This is a genomic window from Mycobacterium sp. AT1 (genome assembly GCF_002043095.1).
Lineage (GTDB): Bacteria > Actinomycetota > Actinomycetes > Mycobacteriales > Mycobacteriaceae > Mycobacterium.
Genome location: NZ_MVOC01000014.1, coordinates 36,000 through 56,744, shown reverse-complemented (window position 1 = coordinate 56,744; position 20,745 = coordinate 36,000). Strand labels below are relative to the sequence as shown.

18 protein-coding genes are annotated in these 20,745 nt (G+C 58.8%); 9 read left to right on the top strand and 9 right to left on the bottom strand.

Annotated features, from left to right (window positions below):
- The first annotated feature begins 111 nt into the window (after positions 1 to 111).
- From B1790_RS07900 to B1790_RS07875, 6 genes are all read left to right on the top strand, one after another.
- Positions 112 to 1,071, top strand: coding sequence for a glycosyltransferase (locus tag B1790_RS07900; protein WP_079922664.1), 960 nt, complete (start codon positions 112 to 114; stop codon positions 1,069 to 1,071).
- 20 nt (positions 1,072 to 1,091) lie between these two features.
- Complete coding sequence (locus B1790_RS07895; protein ID WP_079922663.1) at positions 1,092 to 1,766, top strand: cytidylyltransferase domain-containing protein; 675 nt, start codon at positions 1,092 to 1,094, stop codon at positions 1,764 to 1,766.
- Positions 1,763 to 2,695 carry a phosphoglycerate dehydrogenase gene (locus tag B1790_RS07890; protein ID WP_079922662.1) on the top strand — a complete coding sequence of 311 codons (933 nt, stop codon included), beginning with the start codon at positions 1,763 to 1,765 and terminating at the stop codon, positions 2,693 to 2,695. Before B1790_RS07895 ends, B1790_RS07890 begins: the two co-directional genes overlap by 4 nt.
- A complete protein-coding gene (locus tag B1790_RS07885; RefSeq protein ID WP_079922661.1) occupies positions 2,692 to 3,417 on the top strand; it encodes an SDR family NAD(P)-dependent oxidoreductase in 726 nt (241 codons plus the stop codon). The genes B1790_RS07890 and B1790_RS07885 overlap by 4 nt, the downstream gene beginning before the upstream one ends.
- A 60-nt stretch (positions 3,418 to 3,477) precedes the next feature.
- Positions 3,478 to 4,962 (top strand): lipopolysaccharide biosynthesis protein, encoded by a 1,485-nt coding sequence (locus B1790_RS07880; protein ID WP_079922660.1) that lies wholly within the window; start codon positions 3,478 to 3,480, stop codon positions 4,960 to 4,962.
- A 425-nt stretch (positions 4,963 to 5,387) separates the two neighbouring features.
- Entirely contained in the window at positions 5,388 to 6,455 is a 1,068-nt protein-coding gene (locus B1790_RS07875) for an O-antigen ligase (protein WP_198951945.1), read from the top strand.
- Between the two features lie 33 nt (positions 6,456 to 6,488).
- On the opposite strand, the gene B1790_RS07870 is transcribed toward B1790_RS07875, so the two are convergent.
- The gene (locus B1790_RS07870) at positions 6,489 to 7,244 is read right to left on the bottom strand and encodes an FkbM family methyltransferase (RefSeq protein ID WP_233165002.1); all 756 of its coding nucleotides are present in this window, start codon (positions 7,242 to 7,244) and stop codon (positions 6,489 to 6,491) included.
- A 143-nt stretch (positions 7,245 to 7,387) separates the two neighbouring features.
- Complete coding sequence (locus B1790_RS34185) at positions 7,388 to 8,581, bottom strand: hypothetical protein (protein ID WP_142271133.1); 1,194 nt, start codon at positions 8,579 to 8,581, stop codon at positions 7,388 to 7,390.
- Positions 8,582 to 8,724: 143 nt separating this feature from the next.
- Between B1790_RS34185 and B1790_RS07860 the strand changes: the two genes are divergently transcribed.
- Positions 8,725 to 9,744, top strand: a complete 1,020-nt coding sequence (locus tag B1790_RS07860) for an SMP-30/gluconolactonase/LRE family protein (protein WP_369832307.1) — start codon at positions 8,725 to 8,727, stop codon at positions 9,742 to 9,744.
- On the opposite strand, the gene B1790_RS07855 is transcribed toward B1790_RS07860, so the two are convergent.
- The 3 genes from B1790_RS07855 to B1790_RS07845 all read right to left on the bottom strand — a co-directional run bounded on the left by B1790_RS07855 (position 9,638) and on the right by B1790_RS07845 (position 12,890).
- Complete coding sequence (locus B1790_RS07855; protein WP_369832306.1) at positions 9,638 to 10,762, bottom strand: glycosyltransferase family 4 protein; 1,125 nt, start codon at positions 10,760 to 10,762, stop codon at positions 9,638 to 9,640. The two genes, B1790_RS07860 and B1790_RS07855, sit on opposite strands and share 107 nt — an antisense overlap.
- 122 nt (positions 10,763 to 10,884) lie before the next feature.
- Positions 10,885 to 11,973 (bottom strand): glycosyltransferase family 4 protein, encoded by a 1,089-nt coding sequence (locus B1790_RS07850; RefSeq protein WP_079922655.1) that lies wholly within the window; start codon positions 11,971 to 11,973, stop codon positions 10,885 to 10,887.
- Between the two features lie 8 nt (positions 11,974 to 11,981).
- Positions 11,982 to 12,890, bottom strand: a complete 909-nt coding sequence (locus B1790_RS07845; RefSeq protein WP_079922654.1) for a bifunctional 2-polyprenyl-6-hydroxyphenol methylase/3-demethylubiquinol 3-O-methyltransferase UbiG — start codon at positions 12,888 to 12,890, stop codon at positions 11,982 to 11,984.
- A 644-nt stretch (positions 12,891 to 13,534) separates the two neighbouring features.
- Between B1790_RS07845 and B1790_RS07840 the strand changes: the two genes are divergently transcribed.
- Positions 13,535 to 14,584 (top strand): SGNH hydrolase domain-containing protein, encoded by a 1,050-nt coding sequence (locus tag B1790_RS07840; protein ID WP_142271132.1) that lies wholly within the window; start codon positions 13,535 to 13,537, stop codon positions 14,582 to 14,584.
- 124 nt (positions 14,585 to 14,708) lie between these two features.
- On the opposite strand, the gene B1790_RS07835 is transcribed toward B1790_RS07840, so the two are convergent.
- The 4 genes from B1790_RS07835 to B1790_RS34180 all read right to left on the bottom strand — a co-directional run bounded on the left by B1790_RS07835 (position 14,709) and on the right by B1790_RS34180 (position 19,522).
- A complete protein-coding gene (locus tag B1790_RS07835; RefSeq protein WP_079922652.1) occupies positions 14,709 to 15,575 on the bottom strand; it encodes a hypothetical protein in 867 nt (288 codons plus the stop codon).
- A gap of 1 nt (position 15,576) precedes the next feature.
- On the bottom strand, positions 15,577 to 16,716 hold the full coding sequence (locus B1790_RS07830) for a Gfo/Idh/MocA family protein (RefSeq protein WP_079922651.1): 1,140 nt from the start codon (positions 16,714 to 16,716) through the stop codon (positions 15,577 to 15,579).
- 27 nt (positions 16,717 to 16,743) lie between these two features.
- Positions 16,744 to 17,886, bottom strand: a complete 1,143-nt coding sequence (locus B1790_RS07825; protein WP_079922650.1) for a DUF1972 domain-containing protein — start codon at positions 17,884 to 17,886, stop codon at positions 16,744 to 16,746.
- 334 nt (positions 17,887 to 18,220) lie between these two features.
- Entirely contained in the window at positions 18,221 to 19,522 is a 1,302-nt protein-coding gene (locus tag B1790_RS34180) for a hypothetical protein (protein WP_142271129.1), read from the bottom strand.
- 393 nt (positions 19,523 to 19,915) lie between these two features.
- Here B1790_RS34180 and B1790_RS07820 point away from each other — a divergent pair, with 393 nt between their 5' ends.
- Positions 19,916 to 20,434 (top strand): low molecular weight phosphatase family protein, encoded by a 519-nt coding sequence (locus tag B1790_RS07820; protein ID WP_079922649.1) that lies wholly within the window; start codon positions 19,916 to 19,918, stop codon positions 20,432 to 20,434.
- The last annotated feature ends 311 nt before the right edge of the window (positions 20,435 to 20,745 follow it).

Below are 20,745 nucleotides of genomic sequence, written 5' to 3'. Positions count from 1 at the left end.
CATGCCAGCCTCTAGTATTCTGCGACTTGGGGGTGGCAATGGGGATCAGTACTTCACGACTAAAGACCTTGAGCAACTGCGGTCGAAATGCAAAATGTTTCCAACGTCGAAATGAGTGACGTGGACCAACCGCGGCGCGTGTCGGCGGTCATCCGAGCCTTGAACGAAGGCCAGCACATCGGCCGTCTGTTGAGGGGTTTGGACCAACAAACCGTCAAGCCTGACGAGATCATCCTCGTCGACTCCGGGTCGACCGATGACACCGTCGCGATTGCCGAGGCAGCAGGCTGCACTGTTGTGCGCATTGCCAAGAACGAATTCTCGTTCGGGCGAGCACTCAACAGAGGGTGCGCTGCAGCGACCGGCGACATTCTCCTCTTTGCATCTGCACACGTTTACCCCGTTTACGACACTTACGTAGAACATCTCGTCAGCGCCTTCGATCGTCCGGGCGTAGCCATCGCATATGGACGTCAGATTGGCGACGAGCGGACGAAGTACTCCGAATCGCGCGTGATGCTCAAATGGTTTCCGACCGAGAACATCTGGGACCAGGGCCATCCATTCAGCAACAATGCCAATGCCGCAGTGCGCAGGTCAGTTTGGCAGGAATCGCCCTACGACGAGACTCTCACCGGCCTCGAGGATCTCGATTTTGCGCGAAAGGCCATTGCGAACGCACACAAGATCGCCTACGTCGCCGACGCGCCAGTAGTCCACGTCCACGAGGAGACTTGGGGTGTCATCCGCAACCGGTATCGACGTGAGGCGATCGCATACGCGCGCATCGTAGAGGGGTCGAAGATGTCTCTGCCAAGAGCTGTTGCCCTCGCGTTGACGAACATCACCGGTGACTATCTCGGCGCAGCTAGAGCCAACCGGCTCCACAACAACGTGATCGGCATTCCGTTGTTCAGGCTCGCACAGTTCATCGGCACCTGGGAAGGCTTCCGTCAGCCAGACCACGTTTCAGAGCGGCTCCTGCAGCGGTTCTACTACCCCGCCAACTCACAGCAACAAGCCCCCACCGCCGCACCCGGTCGAAAGATCGAGTACTCCGAAGGCACCTAGCCAATCCCCCGTGGAGAGCAATGAACTGCACCGTCGCCGTCGTCCCAATGCGCCACAACAGTGAGCGCGTGCCAGGCAAGAATTACCGCCACTTAGGTGGAATTCCGCTGTACCACCATGTGGTCCGTACGTTGAGCGCGGTAGCTGAGATCGACCTCATAGTGATCGACACCGACAGTGAATTCATCATCGATGACTGCGCCGAGCACTTCCCGGACGTGCGGGTACTCCTCCGACCTGAGCACCTTCGCGACGGCGCTATTGCAATGAACGACGTGCTGATCAACACGCTCGACCAAGTCGACGCCGACGTTGCCCTACAGACTCACTCCACGAATCCGTTCTTGAAAGCTGAAACCGTGTCTGGCGCGTTGAGAAAATTCCAGGAACGCGATGGCGCATTCGACTCCATGTTCAGCGTCACACGATTGCAAGCCCGACTATGGGACGCCGAGTCCCAGGCAGTCAACCACGACCCCTCGGTCCTCCTCCGCACGCAAGATTTAGCGCCGCTGTTCATCGAGAATTCATGCTTCTTCATCTTCACTCCAGACCTTCTGCGGGAGCGAGGAAATCGGGTCGGCGCCCTCCCGCTCATGGTCGAGATGGCCCCGCTGGAGGCAATCGACATAGATACCGAAGAGGATTTCGCAATGGCCGCAGCCATTGCCGCGAGCATCGAGAGCAACAAATGAGCGTGCCGCTGGTTCTGGTCACATGCCGCCAGATGCAAGTCGAGCTTCCACGACATCGTCAGCGCATCGAAGACCTCGGATTCGAGGTCCTGGCGCCGGATCTCGATGGCCGTCAGCAGTTCACTGCAACCGACTTACTCGAATATGGGTCTCGCCTGGTAGGTATCATCGCCGGCGACGACGAGCTTGACCGCGAGTTCTTCGACGGTGCAACAAGATTGACGACCGTGATTCGATGGGGCATCGGAATGGACTCGGTTGATCACGAAGCTGCCCGAGAGCACGGGGTGACCGTTCGCAACACGCCGGGTGTCTTCGGCTACGAGGTCGCCGATTCGGCATTCGGCTACATCCTGAACCTTGTGCGAGGTTACCTCTCCATAGATGCCGCAGTCCGGCGCGGCGAATGGCCGAAAGTGGAGGGGATAACACTTGCCGGTGCGCGACTCGGCGTGGTGGGTTTTGGCGCGATCGGACGTGAGATCGCCAAGCGCGGCGCGGGCTTTGGCATGGATGTCGTCGCCTTCGACCCATATGTCCGCGCAGAGGCGACGCAGGTGGCCATGATTGATCTCGAGTCGCTGTTGGCAACCAGCCGCTTCATCGTGTTGGCCTGCCCGCTGACACCTGAGACCTACCATCTGATAGACGCCAACCGTCTGGCCCTAGTGAGTCCGGATGCCTACCTAGTCAATGTGGCGAGGGGTCCAGTTGTTTTGGAATCCGACCTCATCGACGCACTCAGGAATGGCCAGCTGGCCGGAGCCGCTCTCGATGTCTTTGAGGTTGAGCCCCTCCCCCTGTCTAGTGAACTCCGAACGCTGCCGAACGTGATTTTGGGTGCGCACAACGCATCGAACACTCGCGAAGGCGTCGTCCGCGCCAGCAATACTGCCGTCGAATTTCTCCTCGAGGAGCTGGCGCCTTGACCCGGGCCGTAGTCATTACCGGAGCCGCGGGCGGAATTGGCGCAGCCTTGTGCGAACGGATGCGGCTGGACGGCTATGTCGCAATCGGAATCGACCGCAACCCTGCGCCAGCGGCCGATGTGGATGTGCAACTCGACCTTTCGAAGTCTGACCAATTGGTGAAGCTCGGCCAGGAATTGGCAAGGGACTACGAACTAAAAGCCGTCATCCACAATGGCGCGGTGCAACCGCTCGGCAGGGCCGGCGAGACATCACTTGAAGAGTGGATCGATGCGCTGCGGGTCAACGTCATTGCGGTCGACGCACTCACGTCAGGTACTCGCGAGAACCTCGCCGCCAACGATGGATCGATTGTCGCCATCAGCAGCGTCCACGGCCGAGCAACATCTGGCGGAGTCACGGCTTACGCCACGACGAAGGCCGCGTTGGAAGGATGGGTTCGATCTGCCGCTATGGACCTTGGCCCAGATATTCGGGTCAACGGTGTCTCTCCGGGGGCGATAGATACGGCGAAGCTTCGCGAGGGGTTTGCACGCTGGGGTGATGAATCGGCTGAGGCACGAAAGGCAGTTCTGCGGCAACGAACGGCCCTGCGTCGCATAGGAAACCCAAGCGACATCGCTGGGGCCGTCTCATTCTTGATCGGCGGCGACGCCCGTTTCATCACTGGCTCCGTTCTGGTCGTCGATGGAGGCGCCACCGCCCGTTTGGGTTCCGAGTGACGAGAGCGTGGCTCAGGCTCTCCATCAGTAGCGTCTCGTTCGATATCTGATGGGTTGGTGATGTCCCGCCACAGGAGCGTCGCCAAGCGGCGGCCCTCGTCCAAGCGATCGCAAGGCCAGGAACGGGTCGGGTCGACCGGCAGCGCCGCCCTGACCTATCTCCTGCTTGCAGGTTTGCAGCGTGGGATCTCGCTGCTAATCCTGCCGTTCATTTCACACGTTATGTCGCCGGCCGAATATGGTGCCGCCTCTATGCTCACTGCGGCGGCCGTTCTCTTGGTGGCTCTGCTAGCACAGCCACTCGACGCGTTGGTCTTTAGAACGGTTCCAAGAGGCGGCGAGGACGCACCTCGACTCCTGCGCTCTATAGGATTGTATTGCTACATCCTGCTGCCTGTAGCGGCGGCGGTGGTGGCTCTATTGTTTGCAACCTTCGTCTCAGACTTCCTCGGCGTTTCAGGCTCTCTATGGGCTATCGAAATACTCGCAATTGGTTTCCAGTCGGCGATGACAGTATTTGCGCTTCCCATGGTGCAGTCCCGCAGGGATTTGCCCAGATTCGTTTGTCTAGCCGGTACGTCGATCATCGTTCTCACGACGTCCAAGTTGATGCTGCTAGTCGTCTGGAAATTGGGGGTTCTAGGCTGGGTGATCTCCGATCTGATCACCGCGGTGATCTCGGCACTACTAGCCATGGCGCTCGTTCGCCCTCCGCGCGCACGCTTGACCAAAGCGGACATTGTCACCGTTGCCAAGTTCGCCATACCCCTCATCCCACATAAGGCGTCGTACTGGGCAATTACATCTTTGAGTCGACCCGCTTTAGCCACGGTTGCGTCATTGACGCAAGTCGGTTTACTCTCGCTCGGCTTGAACATGGCGTCGACCGTTACGCTCGTAGTAACTGAGATTAATCGCGCAGTGCAACCAAATTACTCGCGTGAGGCCTTTCCCGCCCCTACTCACCACACCTATGCCGTTGTGAGGTGGCAGATCCTAGTTGCAATCACAGTACCGGCTGCTGTAGGTGCGGCTCTGGCAATCTTCGGACAATGGATCTTCGCTTCTTCATACTGGCCGGCGTTTGCCCTGACGGGCATCCTTTTGATAGGTCAAGTTGCATATGGGCTATACCCGATTGCGATCAACTATCTCGTATTGACGGCCGGACTACCGAAGTACAGCGCATTCGCAACTGGAACGGGCGCGGTCATAATATTGGGTTCTATATTTGTATTCGGTCGAGAATTTGGCGCGACCGGAGTCGCGTATGCAACTACGGTTGGTTACGTCGCCATGGCAGCAGTAGCAATCATGCTGACGCGATTCACCAAGCTCGAAATTGCATGGCGCGCATGGGCCGTGCGCTGGCCTGAACTTGTGCTCGGTGCGATGGCTCTGAGTTGCACCGTCGCGGCGCTGTCCCTCCCCGTGGGTTCGTGGCTGAGCCGTGCTTTCGCCGGAGTTTGCCTCGCCGTCCTGACCGGCACTGCGCTCTTGGTTGCGCGACCCGGATCGCGCAACCCGGCTCGGCCAACACAATGAGGCGCTGCATCTGGCGCCACCGCGTGTCGCTTCCAGTAGCATTTCTTAGAATCCCGCGACGCGTTTGGCGGGTCGGGGTTCTCGTTTAAGCCGAGGTGGGGGAATTGTCAAAAACGGACGCGGTCGCGACACGCTTCGCCAGATCGCGCGAGGGGCTGTTAACAAGCGCGGAACCCGTCGACTGGATCGTCCTTCTCCTGCCTACAGTGTTCGCGATCCGCACCTTCAGCACAACCGCCGCTCTGCTCGCGTTGGGTTTACTCGGTTTTGCTGCCTACGCACGGAAATCCGATCTAACTCGCACGATACAAGCTGGCCCATTCCTTCTTCTGATTGGATCCACGCTACTGGTTCTCACGCGACCAGAGCCGAAGGGTGACCTCCTATTCTTCTTGCTGTTAGTCGCACTCGTTGTCCGCCTAGTGATGACGATCAACGCCGGCGCGATCATTGCGTCGCTTGTGGATGGCGCCGGAATCTACCTTGCGCTGAACGTAATAAGCTATGCAGCAGGATTGCGCTCTCCCGGCGCGGCAGATCGCATTGGCGATATCAGAGACTCTGGCGGCACTCTCCGGATTCTATTTCCATTCTCGCCTTCGCTAGAAATCGCACCAACCATTGCGTCTGTCTACATTGGCGCAACGGCCTTTTTGATATTCCAGCGGGGTTGGACACGCCGCTCACTTCGCCTCGCGGGTCTTGCCGCTGCATTTGCCGTCATAGTTCAAGGTGGGAACAGAACCGCGCTCTTCGCCGCCGTCGCCCTGCCAGTCGCCGTCATCTTCTTTCCCTTCATCGCCCGATGGGTGGGAATTGTAGTGACGGTCTTTGCATCAATATCGGCTCTTGTTCTGCCAGCCTTAGTCGCATTGGTGCAACCTGCCCTCCTCGCGTTCCTGTCCTTCATCGCGCCGGAGCGCACCACCCGTGCCGCCGACGTTGGCACGCTGAACAACCGTTCCATCATTTGGCGAAAATCGACTGAATACTGGATGAACTGGGTCGACAGCGAATTCAATTGGCTGTTCGGCTTTGGCCAACAGGGGCAATACCGTTCTGGCGCCTCAATGTCGTACGCACAGGCGCTCTCCTCGACAGTTCGACACCCGGAACTGGCGTCCATGCACAATTCATTTCTTCAACAATTGTTCGACGGCGGAATTGTCGGATGGCTGTTGCTCACGGTCGCCATCCTTTGGGCAACTATCCGATTGTCGCGCTATAGAACGCGTTGGGGTGCGGCCGGATTAGCCGCCATTGTGGCCATGGTTACCCTGCTGCTCAATTCGATGACTCAGGTGACGATCGCGCCGGGAAGTTCGCAGGATAGTTTTTGGCTGCTCGTGGTGCTGATCGGCGTGGCCTGTCAGTCTCCGCCAGATGAACTCCCCGAAACGGTGCGTGAACTTGAGTTCGCAGAACCAAATACCACAGGATTATCATCTGCATCAAGCCCGCCACCACCTGATGTCAGCAAGGAAATCGTCTGACTACCAACCGCGCGCTGCGGCATCCTCAGGCACCTATGAAGCCTGCAATATGAGATGGGTCTGATCCGCGCGCTGAGCTCGATAGGCTTCAGTTGTATATCCGAACTGGTGCAGCAACGCGTTCACCTCTTCGGCGGACGACCCGAACCCAGGCAAGAATGAGTCGTGTACCTCGATGAACAACGCTCGGGGCTTTTCCGGGCCGGTCAGTAGCTCAACAGCCCCACGCAGAGCCAATATCTCCGCGCCTTCAATATCCAGCTTGATCACGGTTGGCCGAGGAAGACGGGCTTCTGAAACAAGGCTGTCAAGAGACCGCGCGACAACCGAAACGCTGCCGCCTTCTCCACGCTGATGGACCAGGCTCGGACTGTTCCCATCGTCACCGTCTGTGTAGAGAACCACGGTGCCATCCGCGTCGCTCACCGCAGTTGGTTCGAGGGTGAACGTCCGATCAGCGTTCAGCGCGCCGTTTACTTCAAGCCGATGCCGGAATGAGGGGTCAGGCTCGAAAGCCACTGTGCGGCAAATCTTTGCCGCGTGGAGCGTCACCATGCCCACGTTGGCGCCGACGTCGAAGAGAACATCGTCTTCGCGAAGGTTCTCAAGCATCGCGGCCGTATAGACCGTCTCGCCGCCATGGTCGACAACTCTGTGATGCTCGACGAGGTTCGTGATCTCAAACCGCACGCCGTCCGTCTCGAAATCCCTCAGCGTCACCACATAGGGCAATCGACGCTTGATGAGGCCCGACTTAACGCGTGCTGCAGTCTCCTGAATCGATCTCATTTGCCCCCCTTGAGAATACGAACATGTCGCAGTCTACCTATCCGCGCACTGGGCCCGACAACCGAAACCCCGGTGCACGGGCCGACCGATGCACGGCCCACACTTTCTTAGACCACAGCCTTCCACTAGAGGTGCTCGTGCCATCAAAGCTGGTCCGAGGACTCCTCGCGGTACCTCTTTTGTAGCGTCGGTGTCCACGATGGGTGGAGCATTTCAAACCGGAAGCCGCGCCGCTCGGCTTCCGCCATCCGCTCGTCCAACAAATCCCCGTGGACTTGGTTGACATACTTAGTTTCGTTGCCCTTCGGCGTCTTATTGGCAAAAAACGCAGGATGCGCATCCCGTATGGACTGCATGAGTTCGGGATAAGCATGCCGATCGGAATTCGCCCAGAAGCCGCTGTCACTCGGCCCTCGTCCATCGAACCCCCACATCCGGACATCGCGGCTTAGTGAACAGCCCAGAGGCAGTAGAAGATTCGCCAATACATTCTCGACGTCGGGAAGAAAAAATTGGTCATTGAGGTCGACTGCAATGTTTGTATGTTCACCCCACGGGACGGGCACTAAGAGCGACTCGACAGCACGGAACTCGGACTGCACGATCACATCGAACTGGGCCGGATAAACGAATAATGTACGACCCTCCGACTCCTGAAGTCGGCTCAATGCGTCAGCACGGAAAGCTCTGGCATGCGGATTGTCACCAAAATGATAAATAGCATCGCCTGCGCCGAGAAATGCAGGCGCCAAGTGCCGCCATAGTTCTGGATCTCGCACGATCGTGTTGCACACGATGGTAACTCCGTCTGCAAAGGAACGATTGAGAGCAAGATGCAACGACGGGCCAGTACCAAAGATATATGCCGGCCGAGGTTCATTCGTCTCAAGCTTTCGGATATGCTCTCGAAATCGTTTACCCGCGACCGCTATTCGCGCGCGGGAGGTGCGACGGGGCGACATCGCAACTCCGAGCTCCATCAACGACCAGCCGTCAGCCAGATTCGTGTCGTAGTCGAGATCGGCTACCCATTCCAGGTGCCGCAACGCAAAACCATGGACTGCTGAGCTGTCGGCGGCAACTACCGCGGCATCCCGGATGTATGACGTCCAAGACGCCCGCCGGACCGTTCGAATATCAAGGTCGCTTTCGAGATGCTCGAATAGGAATCGCAGCCTTGCCTCTACCTCCTGAGCCTTCTCCACCGAAGCCGCGCCCGAGACAATCGTGGCCATTGGTCGACGAATTGGTGTTCGAAGTAAGCCGGCGACCAGATTGAAGTAGCGTCTCAACGCACGCTTCAGACGCACCTTCCTCGAAAAGGAATACCCTGTCATCGGCTCAAAGCCTTTGGCAGCGATGAGAACGAACCTGATGTCAATGCGACAATATTGGCGGTTCCTAGCGAAGGCACACGAAAAATCTAACATGCCCATCGCAGCATCACAGTTCGCCGCGGTGTGCCGACAGCTTCCCGTCAATGGGACAGTTGGGTCGCTTGTCGGCGCCGGTACAAATTAGGTTCTTGCTCAGGTTCTCCGCCGAAATCAGAACTCGAACCGAAAACAGCGACCGCCATGCGAAGTCATCAGCGCCCGCCAAGGCTACTATTCCGCCAATGAGCTCCAGTCGACCACCAGTGCGTGGCGCCGAACGGTTCACTCGTTCATTCGCCAACCACGGCGAAGGCCCTTTTTGGGATTCCCGCGGCGGGCGACTCCTTTGCATGGATGTTCTGGCAGCTTCCGTCGTCGCAATCGACACAGAGGGCGGAGTTCGTCGCTACCCGGTTCCAAGCAAAGCCGCAACGGTCATCAGACATCGCTCAGGGCCTGGGTTCGTCCTCGCCACTGAACATGGGCTCGTCCTCGCAGATTCAGAGCTGGCCACGTTCGAGCCTCTTGCTCGGGTCGTGCTCGACCCGACCGTACGAACCAACGACGGAGGATGCGACCCACTCGGGAGCTTCGTAATCGGAACGATGAACTACGACGGCGATTCAGACAAGGGAGCCGTATACCGCGTCACGCCCGACGGAGAAGTCGCTCAAATCCTCAGCCCCGTGACGATTTCGAACGGACTCCAATGGAGCGCGGATGGAACTCGTGTGTTCTACATCGATACTCCGACGAGGCGCGTAGATGCCTTCGACGTCGACGATAACGGAGCGTGGTCGAACCGTCGGCCGCACATCGAAATTACTGATACGCCAGGCCTTCCTGATGGCATGGCGATTGACGAAGAGGGCGGCCTTTGGGTCGCGCTCTGGGGTGCAGGCGCGGTCAACCACTACGACACCTCCGGACGATTGGTTGACACGATTAGCGTCCCCGGTGTCACTCAGACGAGTTCGTGCACATTCGGCGGCGCAGATCGCACCGTGCTATTTGTGACTACTTCGCGCCAGGGTCTGCCTGACGATCGGGAGCCAGACGCCGGCGCAGTTTTCGCCGTCGAGGTCGGCGTCCGGGGCGCGCATCCCCTGGAGTTCGCAGGATAGCCGTCCCCAGCCCATCAAGCGGTTCATCGGCCCCGACGACACTGCGATACATATCGTCGAATCGACGCGATATCACTCCGACGTCAAATTCTTCCCTTGCCCTCCGGCGTCCCTGTTCACCAAATCGCCGCCGCGCAGCGTCGTCGGAGACGACTAACTCAAGCGCGTCGGCCAACTCGCGTGCGCTGCCGGGGGTCACCAAGACCCCGTCACCGTCGCCCACCATCTCCGGTATGCCGCCGGCAGTCGTTGACACAACACATATTCCGCGCGCCATTGCTTCGAGTATTGCCATCGGCTGACCTTCATTGATCGATGGCAGTACGAGTACGTGGGAGTGTGCCAGCAACTGCGCGACCTCCGCTGAAGACAACCAGCCCGCCAAGCTTATGGAATCCTCCACGCCGAGCCGTCGAATCTGTTCGCGAGCGCGATCGATCTCGCCCCACCCCGCGATGGTCAGCTTCGTCGACACGACATCGTTGCCAGCAAGCATCATGCTCCAAGCGTCGATCAGGACCGATGTTCCCTTTCGGTCACACAGCTCGCCTAGAAACACCACTTGCACCACACCGGGACACTCTTGGTCGACGGCATCTTGTGACCGAATCGCGTTCGGCATCACTTCAACCCGTGCGCCGGGAGCGGCATCTCGCAACCGCTTGGCCCAGACGTCACCGAGGGCTACGACAACATCAGCGCGGACAAGCGTTGCCCGGATAGCCCGCTGAACGGATGGGGCCGCGTTCTCGAAATACTCGTGGAACTCCCCACCATGCATGTGGAGCACCACCGGCAGCCGGAAAGCAGCGGACACCCAGATCAGAATCCCCTTGCGCACGAAGCTTCCGCGTTCCGAGGTATGCAGGTGGACAACGTCTGGCCGACGAAGGATTATTTCGACGACAAAGCTCGCGAGCCCGGACGCGAAGATCTTGATCCGGGCCAGTTTCGTTCCGTCGCAATGGGTCGCCACGTGGCGAACCTGCCATTCGAGCCAAAGCGGAGTCTCACTCATATTCCGTACAAAGGTCGCAATACCGCCGTACGTTTCAAGGCTTGACGAAACCCAAAGTGCCCGTTGACCGTTGGGCACAGGATCGCTCCGCTTTCGGCCCAAAGTGCCATTTCGCCGTAACCTCACCCGCGCTTGCCTAAACCATTGCCCGGGCGGTCCACAGTGGCGGCCTGATCGCCGCGCACGATGTCGGTGAAGATCTCGAGCAATCGCCCGGCCGCAATCTCGGCAGCGAAGTAGGTCTGGTAATGCGCCTTGGCCGCCTTTGCCTGCCTAACGACCTCAGACGGATCTGCGAGGGCGTCGATAGCGCTCGCTAGAGCTTCAACGTCGTCGATGCCCGTGACACTGAGACCGTGTGGCTGGTATTCGGGTAGGGCGCCGGCGGTCGACACAAGGGTTGGTACGCCCAGCTGCATCGACAACACTTGAACCCCGCTTTGCGAGGCGGCGCGGCTGTGCACGATCGACCCCTTGTACGCAGCGAGCTCAGGCACTATTTGCCGGTAGCGATATGAACCCCGCTGCCAACGTGCATGATTCGGCAGTGTCCGGGAGATCACCCCGTCGCCCAACAGCACTAATTCATCCCCACGCCAGAACGGCCCCGCTATGTGCGCTTCCCAGGCCGCGAACACGACGTCGTGATTCTTGTACGGTTTTTGCCTGCCGACCATCACGAAGTTCTTCCGCTCTGCAGCGGCTACGAACGAAGGGACCGATACAGCGTCAAGGTCACTGGTGAGCGGGGCCTCGTACAGTGGCTGCCGGAGGTCTCCCCCAGCGCGAATAGCGTCCGACACGTACTTGCTGAAGACCACGGTTGCATCCGCCGTAGCGTCCCACCGATCGAAGAACATCCGAGTCCACCACGGGAGCACCTCCGTAGGGTCGTGTGGCCGCGCATCGTGAACGAGGCGGACACGCGGCGCAAGAGACCCAAAAGCACGCCAACGGACATCGCGAAGAAATTCGGTCACGACGACGTCCGGCTGAAAACGCTTGGCAAGCCCGTACGCCGCGATAAACGGGAGCCACCCCTTGTGGGGCAGCGGACGACCGAGCAACTCGATTTCGTACTCACGCAGCGCGTCGGATTCTGGATGGAGCGGTGCGGTTATCAACATCACCTCGACGCCGAGCGCACGAAGACCCTCGACGTTGGCCCGTGCAAGCGGACGCAGCCACGGGCTAAGCCACAGAACGCGCATAGGTGCCCTTACTTCGTCGCCATGATGAAGACGTCACCATGGAACATCAAAGCCCGTAGCACTAGCCGTGGAGGTCGAGCGTTCGCGAAGAGGCGTTCAAGTTGACTCAGAACTACGTAAAGCAACCGCGATCGGAGCACAAACGGAAGACGTTTGCGAACAACGGCGGGTGGGACGTAGACGGCGTATACGCGACTGAAACCCGCCCGACGGGCAGTCTCACCGAGTTCCCTGTGGGTGTACTCCTTGAGATGCATGAAGTGCGCTCTGTCCAGGTGCAATACTCTGGACAGATCAGCTGGGCCGAAAAAGACGTGCGGCGTTGTGAAAATGTAACTCCCACCCGGCTTGGCGAGAGCGAATGCACCTTCGAAGTGACGTTGGACGTCGTCTGGGTGGAAGTGCTCGATGACCTGCGTCGAGAGCACGACATCGTAGCTGGATTGCGGTTCGAACGAATCCAGGTGAATTCCATCCGTTAGGTGCCAGGACACATCGCCATCTTCACGCACTCCACGCTCGGCGGTGATTTCAGTCGCGACGCAATTTCGACCATTCTCCGTCAGATATCTGGCCAAGAAACCAGGTCCCGACCCTATTTCGATCACTCGAGCCCCGAGCGGAATAAGTCTCAGAAACTGACCGAACTGGAGATCTGTACTGCGGTTTTCAATCGACGATGTCTCCGCCAGCCACGGCAACTCGCGATATAGGCGGTCATAACTCTCGGCCCAGACATCTGGTCGCTGTTCTGGCGATGAGCTGAGCAGCACTTCTTTTAGAGAGTATTCAAGGTCAACGTGCTTCTGGACCATCTCTTTGGTGACCACGATGTCAGACGAAAGTGCGTAGTTGTCACGGTAACGATCGACGATCTCGTCGGTGACTTCCGGAAATTTCCCGCCCCCCGCGCTCACGACGGAACCAAATCCGCCACATCGACGACGGTTATTCGCCTTAACTTCATCGACAATACTTCCTCGTCTACTTAGCAGCCAGTGAACAAGGGGGCGTTCCGTACAAGGGTTGAGGAAGATTGCGCAGACACGATCCCGTACATCCGACGATCACCGCTGCGGTCCCATCCTCCCCTAATGGTGTACGGCCTGTAGCAATCTAAGATCGGCAAGCCCCATCCGATAACCACCCCTTGCATCAGGTTAGCGCGGCGGGCCGCCCTACGCGTATGCCAGCTCTGCAGTTCGCAGGAACAGATTCCGGCCGCGACCGTCTAGCGCTGACAGACGGTGATACTTGCTCGGGCGCACCAAGCCGTCAGATGATCACGGGGTCGACATGAAATTCGTTGCGAATCAACGCAACACAGCCGGTGACGAATCTAGGTGCGTTAGCGACTCGGCCCCCGCCGACACCACTTCATGGCATGCGCGCCACACGCAAGGCGTAATTCCGGCACTGGGGAACGGCCCCTGCACATAAGGGGTTCCCTTTCCCATCGGACGACGCCGTCCATCTTGAGTCGTACCGAACAGGTGCATCAGCGCCGTCGATACAATCTCCCCATCTCCGGGGGGATTGCCACAAGCAGCAAGGGGGGACAGTGACGGCTCTGTGGGCAAGATTGTGCAGATTCCATCGTGAGTTTCGCGCGCACCACCAGTATTCGGGCACGAAATACGTAGCAATCGTCGTGCTGATCCTCCTGATAATTGGGATTTCGGCGTACACCGCCACGCGACCCAGCGCGGACTTTCAGGATCACCAAAACTCCGTCGCGGCGGACGGCGACACCGGTGCCACACCAACACCGCTGGCGGCTGCGCTCAGTCAAGAGATACAGGCGGCGCTCAAGGCCACCCAGTGGCCCACTCTGGTGCCCTCCATGGAATCCGTGATCACAGGTCCTTCACTGCCCCCAGAGGTCACCGACTGCGGCGGAGTCCAATTCCCCGACGCACTCGCGTGCACCTGGGGCCCGTTTACCGCCAAGACGCACATCGTCCTGGTAGCCGACTCTGTCGGGTTGAGCTACGCCGCCCCTCTCCGCGAGATTGCGCTGAACTCGGGTGGACAGATTCAAGTGCACACCGAGGCGATGCGCGGATGCAGCTTCGTCGACGACCTCATAGCCACAACTGATCAATCTCTCCTTGACGCTTGTCCAGCGCGGAAGAACCACGTCATCGACGTAATCAACCATTGGAACCCCGACGTCTTGATCATCTCGCAGTCCTACGGTGCGAGAACCATCGCTGGCAGCGACCAGAACGTGACGACTGGTCGTTGGTCCAAGTCGATGCTGAAAATTGCCGAAACGATCCGTAACAGAGTCAAGAAGTTCGTATTTCTATCCCCACCGCCTGCGGGGATAGAAATAAGCGAGTGCTATCCAGCCAAGGCACCCGCGGACTGCGTCAGTCAGGTGCCAAAGCTATGGAGGTCAATGGCCGTGGCCGAACTGGAAATCGCAAAATCCTTGAACGGGTTGTGGATTGACTCGCGTCAATGGTTCTGCAACAACGGCAAGCGGTGCCCCAGCTTTGTGGGATCCACCCCTACAAAGCGCGATACCGTGTTCATGGCGCCGCCCTATGGAGAGAAGATCTACCCTGCCATCGAGGAATCGCTGCGAGCCGCGGGGGCGTTCTGAGCGGAGACAGCCCTCCGGCACTTGTGAGCACCTTGGCACGTCGGTGATCGGTGATCGGTGTTCGCCTGACTGTCTCACCAGCGCGGGAGGCTTGACCTGCTGCCGCGCCGATGAAGGACCGCAATTATTGGACCGCCCAGTACTTCCGGATCAATTCAGCGGTGCTGTCGATGTTCGTTCGACTCGAGGCACCAAACACGATCGATTCAATATTGGGCAGCGAGGCAACCCATTCGATCGCTTCGTCCGCGGGAATCGCGCCCGACGCGAACACCGACATTGCCACGGCCCGGAACCTGCGGTTGGTCAACGCGTCGATGTAGCTGTCGATCCCGCCAGACATGCGAAAGCCGAGCTTATTAATATTGGAGCAGACAATAGGGTTCTCGATTCCGGCTGCATCGAGGGCGTCGAGCAGGCGCGGCATGTTCATCGTGATGAACCCCGGCTCAGCCTTGTATTCACTCGAGACGTGATCGGCAAAAATTCGGAAGGCGTCGACAAAACCCATTCCCAATAGGAAATCGACAACCACGTTTTGAAGAAACACAACTGGCGTCTTTAAACCGTGAAACATCTTCATTTCGGCATCGATCAGCAGAGTTATGATGCCCTCAACGTCTTTCCTCGCGAACGACTTGCCGCCCCGCATCGCCGCATCGAGGAAACCTCCGTCGGGCAGGAACTGCTTAATAGCACCAAACATCCCGGCTTCGGACATCGCATTCGCATACTTGTGCGCGTAGGGCATGCACGGGATGAATACCTGTTCGACGTAACGTTCAGGCTCGGCCCGGATCCGTTGGGCGACGTCGGCAATGCGGTCGTGGGTAGTGCACATGAAGGTCGTAACACCGGCGCCGTACGCCGCGTCGAGAACAGACATGACGGCGTCGAGCGATTGAAAGCGCATCGCCTGAGCCCGTGCCTTTTCCTCGGACATGTGGTTCACGCCAAAGAACTGGTTGTCGCCGAATAGCAGGCGGTCCATGTCAGTTTCCCCCGCCCGTGCGAACTGAGCGGTTTCGACGTCGTTCCTTTCGCCTGCCCCAGAAGCCGGTGGTCTCCCCCAATTGGTCATCGGCTGACTTTTGGGACACATCGAGACTGCGCAGCCCACCGTCAGAGCTGTTGAGGATTGCGTAGAGCACTTCGTCGGTCACGCTGGCCTCTGCAAAGTCAGCAGGGCCTGAAACCGCACCGCTGGCGATCCTTTCGATCCACGTATCGAGCTGCGCGGAGTACTCCTCTCCTCGAACGTAGAAGTCAACCTCCTCAGTCAACTCAGTGGTATAGCGAACCGTCCAGCCCTTCGCGTATTCGTCGGGCGCTAACGCTGCATCGCGCAGATAGACCTGCATTTCCTGCCGATCGACGGAGATCTTGCCGTTGGTGCCCCAGATCGACATCCGCGTCGACATTTTGCGCTGCGACTCATCCGACCAGCTGACAGAGAGTTGGCCACTAGCGCCGCTGGGCCACATCAGTGTCGTGAACACCTCGTCCTCGGTCTCGGCGGAGAATATCTGCCCACGCACTGTGCCCGACACCGACTCTGGTCGACCCAAGTACCACGTCATCAGATCGACTGGGTGTGCCGCGTAGTCGTACAACGCGCCTCCACCTTCGGCCTTCTTGCTGCGCCAACTGCTGCCCTTGGGCTTCAGCACTACAGGTCCGTACGCCTCGGCCAGGACGTGCGTGACCCTGCCCAGTGCACCTAGCTCAAGAATCCGCTTCACCTCGCCGAACGTTGCCAAATGCCGGTTGTGGTAACCAACTTGGGTGATCAGCGACTTCTTTTGCGCAAGCGCGGTAAGACTTAGTGAGTCGGCAGGGTCCAAGCAGAACGGCTTCTCGCAGAAGACGTGGATGCCCCGCTCTAGGCACTCCCGCACCATCGGCGCATGAAACTTCGATGGCGTCGATATCACCGCCGCTTCCACGTTTCCCGACTCAAGCATTCTGCCTAGATCGTTGTACGTGTCCACCCCGGTGTACTTGCCGAGGATGTCGAGTACGTACCCACTCGCGTCACAGACACCGACAACCTTGACATCCTTGTGCGCGTTGATGATTGAGAAATGCGATAGCCCCATTTTCCCAAGCCCAATGATCCCGACGTTGACCATTCCATCCCCCTAAGTGCGCCAATCCCCTCAACTCGCTCGCGGCCGGGAGTGACGCTGACACTTGCGTAACAGCGCTTCATACTGGCCAGCAACGTGATCCCACGTGAACTCGCTGTTGAATCTGGCGAGCGCGTTGCGGCTCAACTTCCTTGCCAAATCAGGCTGGTCGAGGAGCTCATCAATTCTCTTCTCGGCATCGGCGGGCGTGCTGAAGTAGAGGCCCGCGTCATCAGCGACCCACGTGTTGTACTTGTTGTCATGTGCGATCACCGGGTTCCCGGCGGCCAACGCCTCGACCAGTGACGGATTCGTGCCACCGACTGTGTGCCCATGCAGGTACCCGAGCGCGTGATAACGCAGCGCCTGCACGGTGTCGGCATCGTAGATTGCGCCTAGAAAGACGACTTCGTCGCTCGCTGCTTTCAGAACCGCACGATGGTACGAGTCGGATGTACCGTCGTAGGCACCGAGCACGGCCAGGCGGATCCCTCGCCTCTTTGCCGAAAATGCCTCAACCAATTCAAGGATTGAATTTTCGGGGATGGGGCGTGCGATCAACGTCAGGTAGGCGTTTCGCTCGAGGCCAAGCCTCTCGACAGGCCCGGTGGGTGCGTCGGCGATTGGGTACGCACCGTAAGTGATCGTCGTAATCTTGCGCGCCGGCGCGCGGGTTCGGAGGTAGGTATTCAGCTCTGGGTGATCGGCAATCAGCTCGTTGCCGAACAATGCGGCGAAACGCTCGTTGACATAGAGAACCGCCTGCCGAAATAGTCCCCATCGCCTCCGCGACCATTCGATACCGTCCATATTGATGACATTCGGAACTCGATACAGCCTCTGCAATAAGTTGAAAATTCCGGTGTTGTAACCGAACGTCAGGCAGACGTCACGGTGCCTAACAGCGTGGACGATCGAGAGCCAGTCGAACTTTGCGGTTCCGAGCCATCCCAGGTTTGGCACGGAGATGTTGACTCGCTCGATGCCGTTCCACTCGTCCTCGTAGACCGGGCCGTCGTGGTCAGTTTGGCAATACACGATCGCCCGCCACCCGTGATCGACCAAGTAGCGCGCCACATTCTGGGCAGCGGTCTCAAAACCGCCGTAGTTTGCGGGCACGCCATGAGTTCCGAGTATCCGAACAGTCGGTTGGCCGTCCAGCACGTCAGCCACCGGCCGACCACGACACGACATGATGGTTTGCTGCGCATAAACGAAGAGTTTTCACACCAGCACTAGTCAAATCGCGCGCCCAAGGCACCGGCCGACCGACGACATCGCTTTCGATACAAACCACTGAATTCCCCCCAAGACGCACGGGCACTACCCCTCCCCACGCCAAATCCTAGTCGCTATCGACGATGCGTGCACCGGGCCCCGGTCGGATTTGCGCGGCGCTATCAGCGCTACATCCCGAGTAGGCGGCCCGTCGAGCCGGCAAGGGCCGCCAACCACTCCAAAAACTCCAGTTCACGCGGAGCGCACTTGCCCACCAGGCCTACGGCAGCTACGGAACGACGATGAAGTTCGAGCCCACTTCGCGACCAGTCGCAGCTTGCCACGCTGCAGCTTCCTCCACTGTTTCGTCACGCTGAAACTGGATTTTGGTGCCCGCTTTCAAGCGGATCGTATTGTTGCGGGTGACGTAACCAGCAGGCGGCTCATTTTCGTGGTAACTATAAGCCGTGTGCGCACCGTTAAAGATGTTGTCCTGAATCGTTATGTCGACAGGTGTCTGCAATTTGTAACTTAGCAGATCGACTCTGACGTTCTGGTCGGGACGCACATCCGAGAAGACTCCCCCTCCAGCACGTTCGCAGAGGTTTCCCTCAACAACTATTCGCACGAAACCCGGTGAATCTGGGTTGCCATTCTGAGACCAAAGCTCGAACATTTGCGCACAGTCGTGAATATGGTTGTTGCGGACAACCATGTCCTCCCAACAGACCGGGCCGCCTTCCGGGTCACGACCTTGCGGGCTCCAAGCAACGTCGTACACCTCGGCTATTTCGTTATTCTCGATCGTCCATCGACGCACATTGGGCCAGTGCTCGATACCGTTCCCGTATCGCGTGTTGGCTTCATACTGCCCCGACAACCACGATCCGCCGATGTAATCGATTAGACAATCGTGCACATGAACATCAGAACCATTACCGCGGATGCCGCACGCTCCCGTCCCCGTAATGTGGACATCATGGATCTCATTATTCCCGCTCTGACAATAAATAATTGTCCCGGTAGCTCCATACGCATTCCCCTTCGGCGCTGCCTTGATGGTGTCGGACAGCAAGGCAGGATTACCGGGGGACTTAACAAAGAGTGTGTTCTTCGGGATGTCGCAGTAAAAATCCCAGGTTGTGCTCAACTCCGACAAATCAAATTTCAATGCCGGTTGAACAACCCCGTCCACTTCGAGAAAGCCAATATTGGCGTCAGTGGTCGCGGTGTACCCGAGATGGGTATCAGGCGAGCCCAGATCGATCTTCCAAATTCCAGGTGATTCTTCTGCCCAACCGTCCGCGCGTGTCAGCAACTTGAACATGGTCAGGATCGGCCGGGCTCCTTCACCGTAAGCCCCGACCTCGCACCCAAAGGGGAGGTTGAGCTCACCGTAGAAGGTGTCACCTCTTCGGAACAGGAGACAGGATCCATCGCCTGGCAGGGCGTGATTGGCCTTCTGAATGGTTGCCCAGGCCGCGCCAGGGGAGAGACCGTCATTGCTGTCGTCGCCTCCATTGGAGACGTGATAAGTCGGCGGGGCCGGAATCGCGGCAGGAAGGTTGAACTCGAGCGAGGAGGATGTCACCTCCGTTGTTCTCGGCCAAAGACCGAGCAAGGCTGCCGTCCCTACTGCAATTCCCTGAGCGGCCCCGCGAAGAGCGACGCGGCGTGCGAAAGGCATTCCCACCGCCTGTTACTCCCCCACTAGTACGAACTACACATCGCGAGACCCAATTTGGTTGGTACCACCGCCGCAAGGATACGGCCTGGCAGCAGTCAGGGCCGGTTGCCCGCCCACCAGCCGAAATGCGCTTGCTCTGCGGACTTCAACGCCGCCTCATGCACGCGACGGAACCAATCGCTTGCGATGCGCCGAACCGAGACCCATTGCACTGTGCCTAACCACACCACCGATACTGACCTCGGTCCAGGCGCTGGTCTGGGCAGCGCCCCGTTAAGGGTCAAACGAGGAGTTCATATGCATGTCTTATTCGTTTGCACCGGAAACATCTGCCGGTCGCCAACTGCCGAGCGACTCCTTTTTGCGCTAGCCCGTGCAAACGGGCTCCATGGTATTCAGGCATCCAGTGCTGGAGCTCGCGCCGTCGTCGGCCATCCGATTCACCCCGAAGCCGCTCCCGTATTGGAGCGCTTAGGCGGTGACTCTTCAAACTTCGCCGCACGCCAGCTGACCGCGAAGATCGCGTCGGCCGCTGACCTCATCCTGACAATGACGAGGGCCCACCGCGATGCGGTGTTGGAGCTGGCACCTCACCGGCTGCATCGAACGTTCACATTGGCGGAGGCCTCACGGCTGATCTTCGAGCGCGGCGCTCGCACCGTCCCCGACCTAGCCGCTCGCCGCTCCCTGCTGACTGTAGACGAACTCCTGGACATCCCCGACCCCATCGGCCAGTCGCCGGAGGTCTTTGCTGAAATCGGATCCCAGATCGCTCACCTGCTACCACCCATTTTCGAGGTTTGCCAGCCGGATTAGGCCGCTCAGTCGCGCCGCTGACCAGCACGGTTGTTGTCCAGCGCCGACAAGGGCCCCCTCCCGAAACTCGAGGGTTCTCCCCGATTCACACCGACGTTGCCATCGGCTAATGTTTTGAACATCGGGTTGGGGGAGCTGGCCCGATGAAGTTCGGGGGAACGCATGATCAACGGTCTGTTGGCACTACACGGAAACGCGTGGGTCGCGTGGATTCACACCGGCCACAAGCCAGAATCGCCACCCATCCGCACCGACGGCGCCTGCCCGACCTGCGACTTTCCGTTCGCAAACCTGTCGCACCCCTGCCTGGG

Excerpts from the sequence above, each read along its gene's own strand:
- B1790_RS07875 (WP_198951945.1), top strand. The coding sequence starts at position 5,388 with ATGACGATCAACGCCGGCGCGATCATTGCGTCGCTTGTGGATGGCGCC.
- B1790_RS07820 (WP_079922649.1), top strand. The coding sequence starts at position 19,916 with ATGCATGTCTTATTCGTTTGCACCGGAAACATCTGCCGGTCGCCAACT.
- B1790_RS07900 (WP_079922664.1), top strand. The coding sequence starts at position 112 with ATGAGTGACGTGGACCAACCGCGGCGCGTGTCGGCGGTCATCCGAGCC.
- B1790_RS07880 (WP_079922660.1), top strand. The coding sequence starts at position 3,478 with ATGTCCCGCCACAGGAGCGTCGCCAAGCGGCGGCCCTCGTCCAAGCGA.
- B1790_RS07835 (WP_079922652.1), bottom strand. The coding sequence starts at position 15,575 with ATGGACCGCCTGCTATTCGGCGACAACCAGTTCTTTGGCGTGAACCAC.
- B1790_RS07870 (WP_233165002.1), bottom strand. The coding sequence starts at position 7,244 with ATGAGATCGATTCAGGAGACTGCAGCACGCGTTAAGTCGGGCCTCATC.
- B1790_RS07855 (WP_369832306.1), bottom strand. The coding sequence starts at position 10,762 with ATGAGTGAGACTCCGCTTTGGCTCGAATGGCAGGTTCGCCACGTGGCG.
- B1790_RS07830 (WP_079922651.1), bottom strand. The coding sequence starts at position 16,716 with ATGGTCAACGTCGGGATCATTGGGCTTGGGAAAATGGGGCTATCGCAT.
- B1790_RS07860 (WP_369832307.1), top strand. The coding sequence starts at position 8,725 with ATGGGACAGTTGGGTCGCTTGTCGGCGCCGGTACAAATTAGGTTCTTG.
- B1790_RS07890 (WP_079922662.1), top strand. The coding sequence starts at position 1,763 with ATGAGCGTGCCGCTGGTTCTGGTCACATGCCGCCAGATGCAAGTCGAG.
- B1790_RS07895 (WP_079922663.1), top strand. The coding sequence starts at position 1,092 with ATGAACTGCACCGTCGCCGTCGTCCCAATGCGCCACAACAGTGAGCGC.
- B1790_RS07850 (WP_079922655.1), bottom strand. The coding sequence starts at position 11,973 with ATGCGCGTTCTGTGGCTTAGCCCGTGGCTGCGTCCGCTTGCACGGGCC.
- B1790_RS34185 (WP_142271133.1), bottom strand. The coding sequence starts at position 8,581 with ATGACAGGGTATTCCTTTTCGAGGAAGGTGCGTCTGAAGCGTGCGTTG.